Genomic DNA, 11,565 nt, shown 5'->3' with positions numbered 1-11,565 from the left:
TTCGCAAAGAACCGCCCTGCCACTCCTCCGCTTGGTCTAGACCGTCGGTGATCGACTGCTACCGTCGGCCTCAGGCCGGCTCAGCCCGGTCGACCGGCTCGACCGAGAGGGGACAGCGGTGGCACAGGACGGCAGGGCGGGCAGGCACCGGGCGTTCATCGGCTCGTTCACGGCGGCGGGCGGACCGGGGCTGGTGACCGCGGACGTCGCGCCGGACGGCGGGGCACTCACCCTCGTGGCCGCCGTGAAGGACGTACCCGATCCCGCCTACCTGGCCATGGCGCCGGACGGAGCCATGCTCTACGCGGTCAGCGAGACCGCCGAGGGCGCCGTCACGGCCTTCCGCGTCCACGGCGACCGCCCGGAACCCGCCGGGCCGCCCGTGCCCGTGGACGGCAGCGGGCCCACCCACCTGAGCCTGCACGACGGGCACCTGCTGACCGCCAACTACGGATCCGGCAGCGTCTCCGCCGTCCCCCTCCGGCCGGACGGCACCCTCGCCGCCAAGCCTTCCGGCGTCCTCCAGCACACCGGCTCCGGACCGCACGACCGGCGCCAGCGCGGACCGCACGCCCACCATGTGCAGCCCGACCCGAGCGGGCGGTGGGCCGTCAGCGTCGACCTCGGCACGGACTCGGTCCGGGTCTGTGCCCTCGACCACGGCGCCCCCGTGCTGCACCACGAGTACGCGCTGCGTCCCGGATCCGGCCCCCGCCACCTCGCCTTCCATCCGGACGGTGAGCACGCCTACGTGGTCAATGAACTCACCCCCACGGTCACGGTGTGCCGCTGGGACGCGGCCCGCGGCTCCCTCAAGCCGCTGACCGAGGTCCGTGTGCTGCCGGACTCCCCGGCCGGCGACGCGTACCCCTCGGGCGTCGTCGTCTCGCCCGACGGCCGCTTCGTGTGGACGGCGACCCGCGGTGAGGACGTCCTGTCGGTCCTCGCCGTCGAGGGCGACGGACTGCGTCTGACCGGCACGGTGCCCTGCGGCGGCCACTGGCCGCGCGCCCTCGCCGAGCACGGCGGCTTCCTGTACGCGGCCAACGAGCGCTCCGGCGACGTGAGCTGGTTCGCCCTGGACGAGGCGACGGGACTGCCCCGCTACGACGGCTCGGTGCAGGTCGCCGCGGCCTCCTGCATCGTCTTCGGCCGCGTGCCCGGCTGACCGGACCCGGCCCCTTCGGACGGCGGAGGGCCCGCTCCGGTGATCGGAGCGGGCCCTGTGTCGTACGGGTGCCGTGGTGCTTCAGCGGGCCGGCGTGCCCTGCGCCTGCTGCGGGGCGATGCCCAGCGCCGTCGTGTACTTGGCGAGCGCGAGCTTGCCGATGGCCGGGTACGCGCCTAGCGCCTCGGAGGTGGCGCAGCCCGCCTCCTCGGCGGCCGCGGCCAGCAGGCCGGCGTCGATCTCCGGGCCGATCAGGTACGGTGCCAGGGCCAGCTGCTGAGAGCCGGAGGAACGGAGCTGCTCGGCGACGGAGGCGATGGAGCCCTCCTGGTCCAGGGCCGCCGCCATGACCGGCACGGCCAGCCGCGCGGCGAGCAGCATGCCGGTGATCCCGGCCGCCTGCACGGCCTCCTCGCCGCCCACGGAGGCGAGGACGATGCCGTCCGCGGCCGTGGCCACGGTGAACAGCCGGGCGCGGTCGGCGCGGGCCAGGCTCGCCTCGGACAGACGCACGTGCAGCGCCTCGGCGAGCAGCGGGTGCGGGCCGAGGACGTCGGTCAGCTCGGCGGCGACCCGGCTGTCCATCACGGACTGGCGGATGTGGCGCAGCAGGGCGCTGTCCGGACCGGCCAGCAGCGGGACGACGACGGCGACCGGGCCGTCGGGCTGCTTGACCTCGAGGCCCGCGGCGACGGCCTGCTCGTAGCGTGCGGCGCGCTCCTCGGCGGCGTGCGCCAGCACGGACCGCAGGGTGGGGAACTCGCTGTCGTCCCCGTCCACGAAACCGATCCGGGCGTCCAGGCCGGGCAGCTCGGAGCGGGCGATGCTCACGACCTCCTCGGCGAGGCCGCGCGTGGCGGCGCTGGGCGCACCGGGCACCGCGAGGACGAGCGCGGGCGCGCCCTCGGGGGCCACCAGCGGTTCCGGGCGGCGGTGCCGTCCGGGCTGGCGGGGTCGCGGCATTCGTACTGGCAGGCCGGACGCGGGTCCAGTGGGGGAGCTCATGGCGCCGCATGTTACTGGCTCATCGGGCTCCCCTGTTCGGGGAGGGTGCAGGTGAGCGGTATCCGTCCGGTTTTGTCTGATGAGTTACGGGGCCTTGGTGCCCGTTCCGGGCATACGTCGTGCTCATGTCGGGCTTTTGGGGCGACGTCGGGATCAGTCGTCCATGTGCGGAATCAGCCGCGGGCCACGCAGGTCACGTGCAGCATCGTCGGTTCATCCGGCAGGGAGAGCCGGCCCCCGGCGAGGTCGGTCGCGATCCGTACCGCGCCGTGCAGCGGGTCGCCGTCCGCGGGCACCTGCCGGGCGTGCGGCAGCCGATCGGCCAATTCCCGGCGCAGCGGGACGAGGAGGGGTTCGCCCAGGTGGAACAGGCCACCGGTGAACGCCACTTCGGACGCCCCTTCGGCGGGGCAGACGGCCGCCGCGGACTCGGCCATGTGCCGGGCCGCCGTACGCAGGATGCCCTCGGCGACCCGGTCGTGCGGGGCGCACGCCGCGACCCGGGGCGCGAAGGAGGCCAGCACGGCGGGCCGGTCGGAGCGCGGGTAGAGCAGGCCGGGCAGCGAGGGCGCCGGGCCGAACTGCTCCTCCACGCAGGCCAGCAGCGGGGCGGAGCCGCCGTCCCGGCCGTCGTGCGCGCGCAGCGCCGCCTCCAGTCCGGCCCGCCCGATCCAGGCGCCGCTCCCGCAGTCGCCCAGCAGATGGCCCCAGCCGTCGGCCCGCCGCCAGCGGGCCAGGTCGGTGCCGACCGCGATGAGTCCGGTGCCCGCGGCGAGCACCGCGCCCGGACGTGGCCCGAGCGCGCCGACGTACGCGGTGACCGCGTCGGCGGCGAGGGCCACGTTCCGCACGCCGAGTGCCTCGGCGAGTGCGCCGGGCAGTTCGGCGCGCAGGGCGTCGCCCAGGGTGGCGAACCCGGCGGCGCCGACGACCGCCGTGTCCAGCTCGCCGACCCCGGTCTCCGCCGTCAGGGCGCGCGCCAGGGGGACCAGCTGGTCCATCAGATGGGCGGGGTCGATGCCCCGCGCGCCCGTGCGGACCGGTTCCCGGCTCGCCCGCTGGACGGACGGTGCCCGCCCGGGCACCCCGACGACGACCCGGAGACCGGAACCGCCCGAGTCCACGGCGAGGAAGCCGGGGGCGGTCACGGCAGACGCCAGTCCACCGGCTGTCCTCCCTGCTGGACCAGCAGGTCGTTGGCCCGGCTGAACGGGCGCGAGCCGAAGAAGCCGCGATCGGCCGACATGGGGGAGGGGTGCGAGGACTCCACCGCCGGCAGTCTGCCGAGCAGCGGACGCAGATTGCGGGCGTCCCGGCCCCACAGGATGGAGACAAGCGGCTTGCCGCGCGCCGCAAGCGCCCGGATCGCCTGCTCGGTGACCTCCTCCCAGCCCTTGCCCCGGTGCGCGGCGGGGCTGCGGGGCGCGGTGGTCAGCGCCCTGTTGAGCAGCAGCACGCCCTGCTGCGTCCAGGGGGTCAGGTCGCCGTTGGACGGCTGGGGCAGCCCCAGGTCGCTGTGCAGTTCCTGGAAGATGTTGATCAGGCTCGGCGGCAGCGGGCGTACCTCCGGCGCGACCGAGAACGACAGGCCCACCGCGTGCCCCGGCGTGGGATACGGGTCCTGACCGACGATCAGGACCCGTACCTCGTCGAAGGGCTGCTGGAAGGCCCGCAGCACATTCGGTCCGGCCGGGAGGTAGGTGCGTCCCGCGGCGATCTCCGTACGCAGGAAGTCGCCCATCGCGGCGATCTGTCCGGCAACGGGTTCCAGGGCCTGCGCCCAGCCCGGTTCGACGATTTCATGCAAGGGTCGTGGTGCCACGGGCGTCACCCTACTGCCGTACACCGGCCGGCGATCAACCGATGGCCGGAGCACGACGGCGCGGCCCCCGCGCCCCCCGCCGTGTCAGCCGACCACCGCCGCCCGTACGCACAGCACGTCCGGCAGGTGGGAGGCCAGCTGCTGCCAGCTGTCGCCGTCGTCGGCGGACGCGAACAACTCGCCGTTGCGGTTGCCGAAGTACACACCCGCGGGGTCGGCGTCGTCGGTGCACAGGGCGTCCCGCAGCACCGTGCCGTAGTGGTCCTCCTCCGGAAGTCCCTTGGACAGCGCTTCCCATGTCCCGCCCGCGTCCGTGGTGCGGAAGACCCGGCACCGGCGCTCGGCCGGCACCCGGTCCGCGTCGGCGTTGATCGGGAACACGTACGCCGTACCGCCCCGGCTCGGATGGGCGGCCACCGCGAACCCGAACGTCGACGGCAGTCCCGCGCCGATGTCGGTCCAGTGGGCGCCCGCGTCGTCGCTGCGGTACACCCCCCAGTGGTTCTGCAGGTACAGCCGGTCCGGATCGGCCGCGTCCCTGGCGACCTTGTGCACGCACTGGCCGAACTCGGGGTCCGGGTCCGGCAGGAACACGGCGGCCACACCGGAGTTGGACGGCGCCCAGCTGGCCCCGCCGTCGCCGCTGCGGAAGACGCCGGCCGTCGAGACGGCCACGGTCACCGCACGCGGATCGCGCGCGTCCGTGAGGACCGTGTGCAGGCCCTCACCGCCGCCGCCCGGCACCCACTGGGAGCGGGTCGGGTGCTCCCACAGCGGCCGGACCAGCTCGAAGCTCTCGCCGCGGTCCTCCGAGCGGTACAGCGCGGCCGGTTCCGTGCCCGCGTACACCACGCCGGGCTCGGCGGCGGCCGGATGCAGCTGCCAGACCCGCTCCAGGGAGGCCCCGGTGTCCTTGGGGAACTTCACGGCGGGCCGCGCCGGTTCGGTCCAGGTGCGACCCAGGTCGTCGGAGTGGAACACCGACGGGCCCCAGTGCGCGCTGTCGCCGCCGGCCAGCAGGCGGGGCCGGGAGTCCCGGGTGTCGATCGCCACCGAGTAGACCGCCTGCGCGTTGAAATACGGGCTCTCGTCGAACTCCCAGGCGCCGCCGCCCCGCCGCCGCCCGATGAACAGGCCTTTGCGGGTGCCCACCGCCAGCAGTACCTCGGTCATGCCGATCACCTCCGGGACGCCATCGTCCAGGTAGCCGTCAGGTCCGTCAGATGTCGGCCAGTGTGCACCCGGCCACTGACAATCCCCCTCGTGCGGCCGTACGCGCAGGTCACAGCTGTGTCGCCGGCCGGCGGCGGGGACAGAGGCAGCGCTTTCCGTGATGTGCCTGCGCGAAGGGCGTGTCTCGTGCGACCGTCGGGGTGACGGCTCGTCGTGAGCATCGGGGCGGTCTCCCGCGTATGGGAGTGCGGTCCGGCCGGTCGGTGCGCTCGTGAGGAGGATGCCTTTGAAGGCGTTCCGTGGTCCGAAGGTGTGGCTGTGGCGCTGGCGGCGCAACCCGCTGAAACGCCGGGCCGACGTGGTCGAGGCCTGGGTGGTCCTCGGAGCCTGGCTGCTGACCCTGCTGCTCGGAGTGGCGGCGGGCCTGGCCGCGGCCCGGTCGGTGGAGCACGGACTCGCCCGGGAGCGCGCCGCCTGGCGTCCCGCGGTGGCCCACGTCGTCGAGCGGGTTCCCGGGACGTCCCCCGCGCACGGCCATGTCTCGTCCGGCGAGCGGATCTGGGCCGAGGTCCGCTGGTCGACGGCCGACGGCTCCACCCACACCGGCCAGGTCCGGGTGAAGCCCGGCAGCCGGGCGGGCACCCGGGTCACCGTCTGGACGGACCCCCGGGGCCGTCTCGTCGGCCGGCCCACCACGGCCTCCGAGGCCGCCTTCCGGGCCGCCCTGATAGGCGTCCTGGTCGGGGTGAGCGCGGCCGCCGTGCCCTTCGTCGGCGGTCTGGCCCTGCGCGGCCGCCTGGAACGCCGGCGGATGGAGGACTGGGACGCCGAATGGGCCCGGTTCGGGCCCCAGTGGGGCCGGACGGTCTGACCTGCACCCGCCGGAATCCCCTCCCTAGGCGCCCATCCCGGACCGCACCTCCCCGCACGCCCTGAGCAGGGCCTCGTCCTCGGGGATGTGTCCGCCGTATCCGCCCTCGCGGGCCGTGTGCCGGCGAGGGGCGGCGAGTTCGGCCGCCACCAGGTCCCTGAGCGGCGCGGCCGCCGTGCCCATCGCGCCGAGACAGCGGGCGACCGGGAGGCGGGTGCGCGGGTCCTCCGCCCAGGCGGTCCGGAACACCGGCAGGACGGGGCCGGGGTCGGCGTCGATGCGCCAGAGCGCGCACGCGGCCGACGTCCGCACCCGCGCCGGTCCCGCCTCGGCGGTCCGGCGCAGCGCCGGCAGGGCGGGGCGCGCGGCCGGTCCGAGCCGGCCCAGGTGCCGGGCGGCACGACGGCGGTTCACCGGGTCACCTTCCGTCAACTCGCGCAGGAGCGGCGGGAGTACGGTCGAGGTGTCGCCGTCCGCCGACCAGAGCGCGCCCGCCGCGGCGGCCGCGTGCCGGGTGCGCAGCAGGGAGCGCAGGAGAGGTCGCGCCCGCGCGGCGGCGCCGAGCGCCTCCAGCGTCTCGATGGCCTGGTCCGCCGTGGCGCCCGGTGCCCCCGTGCCGTCCGGCCCACCCGGCAGGAGCCGGAGCACCTCCGGCACCGCGTCCTCGTCGCCGAGGGCCCTGACCGCCGACAGCAGCGGGGCGGCGAGCCGGGCCGTGGACGCGGAGGCGAGCGGGACGCGGCCGAGCCGGTGCCGTACCGCCGGGGCGAGCGGCGCCGCGGCCAGACTCAGGTGCACGAGCTCGAAGCCCAGGTCGGCGGGCGCGGCCGGACCGGCCAGCAGCTGGGCGAGGGCGGGACCGCCCGCGCGTCGCCCGTCCGCGCCAGCGCCCTGAGCGGACCGCCCAGGGTGGGGGCGCAGCGCTCCCAGCGGTGCGTCCACAGATCGGGCCGGGTGCTCACCAGAGCGTGCAGGTCGTCGGCGGCGGGCGCGGCCAGGGCGAACAGTTCCGCCAGGACCGTGACCGCCGCCTCCCGTAACCGGTCGTGCGCGGTGGCGAGTTGGCCGCCCAGCAGCTCGACGGTCCGGGTGTGGTCACCGCGCCAGCCACGGAAGAGCGCCGCCGCCATCCACACGCCGTTGCACCGGTCCACCGGGTCCGGGCTGGTCAGCTGCCCGAGGAGCAGGACCGTCCGGTCCGCCACCCGGTCGCCCAGCGCGGTGTGCAGGGTGCGCAGCAGGCGGGAGCCCTCCTCGTCCGACGGGCGCAGCCGCCGTATCCGGCCCACCAGGGTGTCCGTGCCCGGGCCGGGCGGCACCCGGTGCGCGGACCGCTCCCGCAGCAGCCGGACGGCCGTCGGCACCAGGCCGGACGGGAGCCGCGCGGGCGCGCAGAGCGCGAGCTGTCCGAGCGCGGCGAGCCGTGTCCCGGGGCTGTACGGCGGCGCGCTCTGCTCGGCCAGGAGGTCCACCGCGGCGTCGGCGTGCGCGGGGTACCGGCGGACGAACAGACCGAGCGCCTCCGTGAGCGCGAGCAGCACACGGTCGTCCCGCTCGGCCCGGACGCGGTCGGCCAATACACGCAGGGCGCGGGCCGGTTCCGCCAGAAAGTGGACGAGGGCACCGGCCGCCGCCGCCCGCACCGGGGGGTCCGGGTCCCCGGCGAGGGCGACGAAGCCCTCGGCGCCCGCGCACACCGCCTCCCGTGCCCGCGCGTCCGCGTCCCTGCTGTCCGCGCCGATGCTCACCAGCAGTTCCACGAGGGCGCCCCTGTCGGGCACCTCCTCGCGGGCCGTCAGCGCGAACAGGAACGGGACGCAGGCCAGCGTCGAGTCGTACACGTTCCCCTGGTGGTGCACGGCGCCGTACATCCCGTCGAGCGCGGTCGTTCGCTCGGCGCTGTCCGCGGACGCCAGCGCCCGTAACCAGCCGGGCACCTCCACCGCGCTTCCGTGCGCGTGTCGCAGCGAGGCCCAGTCGACCTCGTCGATCCCCGTGAACACGTTGTCCTCCCCAGACGAGTGCCACCTGATCGCGAGTCTGCACCACGGCAGCGACAACGGTCCGGAACCGTACGCTGACTGTGTGCGATCCGTCGGCTGTCATCGGCCAGTGCCGCAGGGGCACGTGCTCGCCGGGGGAGGGCCGTGGCGACGGATCAGTTCCGGCCGGGCAGCGCGCGCTCCAGGATCGCGTCCAGGCCGGTCCCGGCCGGCAGCGTGCCGAACGAGTGCCCCCAGTCGCCGCCCAGCCGGCTCGCGCAGAACGCGTCCGCGACCGGGTGCGGCGCGTACCGGACCAGGAGCGACGCCTGCAGCGCGAGGGCCATCCGCTCGACCAGCCGGCGGGCGCCCACCTGATCGGTCTCGGCCAGTCCGGACTTCAGTCCGGCCGCGGCGGCGTCCAGCCGGGCGTCGGCCCCGCGGGCGAGGGCGAGTTCGGCGAACAGGGCCTCGGCGCTGTCCGGTTCCCGTCCGAGGGCGCGGAGCACGTCGAGCGCGTTGACGTTGCCCGAGCCCTCCCAGATCGACAGCAGCGGCGCCTCCCGGTAGTGGCGGGGCATGCCGGACTCCTCCACGTACCCGTTGCCGCCCAGGCACTCCAGGGCCTCCGCGGTGAACGCCGGTCCTCGCTTGGTGACCCAGTACTTGCCCACGGCGGTGGCGATCCGCCGGAACGCCCGCTCCCCGGCGTCGCCGCGCACCGCGCGGTCCGCCGCCCCGGCGAGCCGCAGTGTCAGGGTCGTCGCCGCCTCCGACTCCAGCGCCAGGTCGGCGAGGACGTTGCGCATGAGCGGCTGGTCGACGAGACGGGCCCCGAACGCGCTGCGGTGGCGGGCGTGGTGGCCGGCCTCGACGAACGTCTTGCGCATGAGGGTCGCCGAGGACATCACGCAGTCCAGGCGGGTGCAGTTGACCATCTCGATGATGGTCTTCACGCCCCGCCCCTCGGGACCCACCAGCCAGGCCACGGTCCGGTCGAACTCCGGCTCGGAGGACGCGTTGGAACGGTTGCCCAGCTTGTCCTTCAGCCGCTGGATGCGGAAGGTGTTGCGGGTCCCGTCCGGCAGGATCCGCGGCACCAGGAAGCAGGACAGTCCGCCCGGGGCCTGCGCGAGTACCAGGAAGACGTCGCACATCGGCGCCGACGTGAACCATTTGTGGCCGCGCAGTGTGTACACGCCGGGCTCACCGGTGGGCGTGGCCGCGGTGGTGTTGGTACGCACGTCCGAGCCGCCCTGCTTCTCGGTCATGCCCATCCCGGCGAGCAGTCCGGGCTTCTCGGCCGGGACGCGCAGCGCGGGGTCGTACTCCCGGCTGGTGAGCAGCGGTTCGTAGACCTTGGCCAGATCCGGCTGCGCGCGCAGGGCGGGCACCGCCGCGTACGTCATCGACGTGGGGCAGCCGTGACCCGCCTCCGTGTGGCCCCACACCAGTCCGCCGGCGGTACGGGCCACGTGCGCGCCGGGCCGCTCGTCCGCCCACGGGGTGCCGGCCAGGCCCTCGGCGACCGCCGTCCGCATCAGGTGGTGCCAGCTGGGGTGGAACTCCACCTCGTCGACCCGGTGGCCGTAGCGGTCGTGGGTGCGCAGGACGGGCTCGTGACGGTTCGCCAGCTCGCCCCACTCCTGCGCCTCCGCGCTCCCCGCACGCGCGCCCAGCCGCCGGAGGTCCTCCTCGGCCCAGCCGGCGCCCTCCCGGCGCAGCCCCTCCAGCAGGGCCCGGTCGTCGGAGGCGTCGTAGGGGGCGAGCGGCGGGGCCTGGTTGGTGACGTCGTGCGTGGCGGCGGACTGCGGCGGCTGCTGCGGCGACTGCGCGGGAATCGAGACCATACGAGCATGTTGCACTCTTCCTGCGGCTGTAGCAATGACGCAACACGAAGGCGCACGTAGAGTACGTGCCCATGCGCATGAACGACTCGGCCGAGCCGGACACGGCCGGCCTGCGCGCCCTGTCCGCCCGGTCGGTCGTCCTCAGCCTGCTCCTCGGCGTCCATCCGCCGGAGCTGCCGGTGAAGGACCTCGTCCGGCTGGTCGAGCCCTTCGGTGTCGGCGGCTCCACCCTGCGGGCCGCGCTCAGCCGGATGGCGGCCGCCGGCGATCTGCGGCGCTCCGACGCCGTCTACCGGCTCAGCGACCGCCTGCTGGCCCGGCAGCGCCGCCAGGACGACGCCGTGCATCCCCGTACGCGCGCGTGGGACGGCGACTGGGAGATGGTGGTGATCACCGCCATGGGCCGAGGCCCCGCCGAACGCGCCGAGCTGCGCACCCACCTGACCGCACTGCGCCTGGCCGAGCTCCGCGAGGGTGTCTGGCTGCGTCCGGCCAATCTCGACCGCCCCCTGCCGGGCGGCCTGGAGGCTGTGGCCGCGACCTACACGGCCCGTCCGGACGAGCCCGCGCGCGATCTGGTGGCCCGGCTGTGGCCACTGGAGGCGTGGACGGCCACCGCGCGGTCGCTGCTCGCGCGCGCGAGCAGCGCCGAGCACCCGGCCGACCGTCTCACCGTCTACGCGGCGGCCGTGCGCCACCTCCTCACCGACCCCGTGCTGCCGCCCGCCCTGCTGCCCGCCGACTGGCCGGGCGAGGCTTTGCGCACCGGCTACGCCGGCTACCGGCGGGAACTGACCGCGTCCATGGGTTTTGGCGCGGGCGTGGACTGAGGACGAACCGACACCACCTCTTCGCGCGCGGTCGCGACGGGCCGTTCACGGAGCGGGCATCCCCTCTTTCGTGGTCCGGTGGGCACGGTGTGCGGGGTCGGGTCGTGGCCGGTCGGCGCGAGGATACGGACGCACACCGCACCGCAGCGGTGCCGCGGCTGAGGCGGGTGGCGCGGGCGCGCCCCGTGGCGTTCCCTGGAAGAGGGGGCGTCCCCCCGTGACGGCGGGGATGACCAGCGCGGTCGTGGGCACTCGGGCGCACGGCAGGCGATCTCACCCGAGGAGAGCCATGGCTGAGCACAAGTCGTCGTCGACCCTCACGGCGCCTTTGCACGGCGCGGCCTCGGCACTGCGCAAGGTGCCCGGCGCCGGCGTCGTGGGCCGGGCGGCGGAGGGAACCCTGGACAAGGTCGGCGCGGTCTCGCCCCGCGGCCGGCGCATGGCGGTGTACGCGGGAGCCGGGCTGCTCGGGGCCGCGGGAGTGGTGGAGTGGCCGGTGGCCCTGACCGGTGCCGCGGTGGCCTGGCTGACCCAGCCCCGGCCCTCGCACCTGGCGGAGGACGCGCCGGTGCACCGCCCCGAACCCGCACACGACGTGGGCGGCGCGGCACTGAGGTCCGGCCGCGCCGAGCCCGGCCGCGCCGAGCCCGGCCGCGCGGAACCCGGCGAGCCCGGCCGCGCCGGACCCGGCCGCGGAGCGGAGGCCGCGAGCGGCACCGAGGGCGCCAGGACGCCCGGGGGCGCCAGGCGGTCCGGCCACGCCCGGCCACCCCACCCCGAACCCTCCGTGAGCACCGAGCCGAAGCCCGCCCCCGGCCCGCTCGGTCCCACGGCACGCCCCGACCGCACCACGCTCTGAGGAGG

9 protein-coding genes and 1 pseudogene are annotated in these 11,565 nt (G+C 75.6%); 4 read left to right on the top strand and 6 right to left on the bottom strand.

Features of this window, described 5'->3' with window-relative positions:
* Nucleotides 1-118 precede the first annotated feature (118 nt).
* The gene (locus N8I86_RS06215) at nt 119-1,168 is read left to right on the top strand and encodes a lactonase family protein (protein WP_073894874.1); all 1,050 of its coding nucleotides are present in this window, start codon (nt 119-121) and stop codon (nt 1,166-1,168) included.
* An 81-nt stretch (nt 1,169-1,249) separates the two neighbouring features.
* Here N8I86_RS06215 and N8I86_RS06210 read toward each other — a convergent pair whose 3' ends face one another.
* The 4 genes from N8I86_RS06210 to N8I86_RS06195 form a co-directional block, all read right to left on the bottom strand.
* Entirely contained in the window at nt 1,250-2,173 is a 924-nt protein-coding gene (locus N8I86_RS06210) for a sirohydrochlorin chelatase (protein ID WP_093479490.1), read from the bottom strand.
* A gap of 173 nt (nt 2,174-2,346) precedes the next feature.
* Entirely contained in the window at nt 2,347-3,321 is a 975-nt protein-coding gene (locus tag N8I86_RS06205) for an N-acetylglucosamine kinase (RefSeq protein ID WP_263277314.1), read from the bottom strand.
* Nucleotides 3,318-3,995, bottom strand: coding sequence for a uracil-DNA glycosylase (locus N8I86_RS06200; RefSeq protein WP_073894868.1), 678 nt, complete (start codon nt 3,993-3,995; stop codon nt 3,318-3,320). Before N8I86_RS06200 ends, N8I86_RS06205 begins: the two co-directional genes overlap by 4 nt.
* A gap of 84 nt (nt 3,996-4,079) precedes the next feature.
* A complete protein-coding gene (locus N8I86_RS06195; protein ID WP_073895352.1) occupies nt 4,080-5,168 on the bottom strand; it encodes a WD40/YVTN/BNR-like repeat-containing protein in 1,089 nt (362 codons plus the stop codon).
* 286 nt (nt 5,169-5,454) lie between these two features.
* Here N8I86_RS06195 and N8I86_RS06190 point away from each other — a divergent pair, with 286 nt between their 5' ends.
* Entirely contained in the window at nt 5,455-6,039 is a 585-nt protein-coding gene (locus tag N8I86_RS06190) for an Rv1733c family protein (RefSeq protein ID WP_079192501.1), read from the top strand.
* Between the two features lie 24 nt (nt 6,040-6,063).
* Here N8I86_RS06190 and N8I86_RS39570 read toward each other — a convergent pair.
* Both N8I86_RS39570 and N8I86_RS06180 read right to left on the bottom strand, forming a co-directional pair.
* Nucleotides 6,064-8,042: pseudogene (locus N8I86_RS39570) on the bottom strand (HEAT repeat domain-containing protein).
* Between the two features lie 155 nt (nt 8,043-8,197).
* Nucleotides 8,198-9,871: a DNA alkylation response protein gene (locus N8I86_RS06180; RefSeq protein WP_263277313.1), complete on the bottom strand. Its 1,674-nt coding sequence runs from the start codon at nt 9,869-9,871 to the stop codon at nt 8,198-8,200.
* A gap of 71 nt (nt 9,872-9,942) precedes the next feature.
* Here N8I86_RS06180 and N8I86_RS06175 point away from each other — a divergent pair, with 71 nt between their 5' ends.
* Together N8I86_RS06175 and N8I86_RS06170 are read left to right on the top strand one after the other, a co-directional pair.
* Nucleotides 9,943-10,701 carry a PaaX family transcriptional regulator C-terminal domain-containing protein gene (locus N8I86_RS06175; protein WP_263277312.1) on the top strand — a complete coding sequence of 253 codons (759 nt, stop codon included), beginning with the start codon at nt 9,943-9,945 and terminating at the stop codon, nt 10,699-10,701.
* Between the two features lie 289 nt (nt 10,702-10,990).
* The gene (locus N8I86_RS06170; RefSeq protein WP_263277311.1) at nt 10,991-11,560 is read left to right on the top strand and encodes a hypothetical protein; all 570 of its coding nucleotides are present in this window, start codon (nt 10,991-10,993) and stop codon (nt 11,558-11,560) included.
* The last annotated feature ends 5 nt before the right edge of the window (nt 11,561-11,565 follow it).

Source organism: Streptomyces albidicamelliae (assembly GCF_025642175.1).
Lineage (GTDB): Bacteria > Actinomycetota > Actinomycetes > Streptomycetales > Streptomycetaceae > Streptomyces > Streptomyces albidocamelliae.
This window is presented reverse-complemented; position numbering and strand designations above follow the sequence as displayed.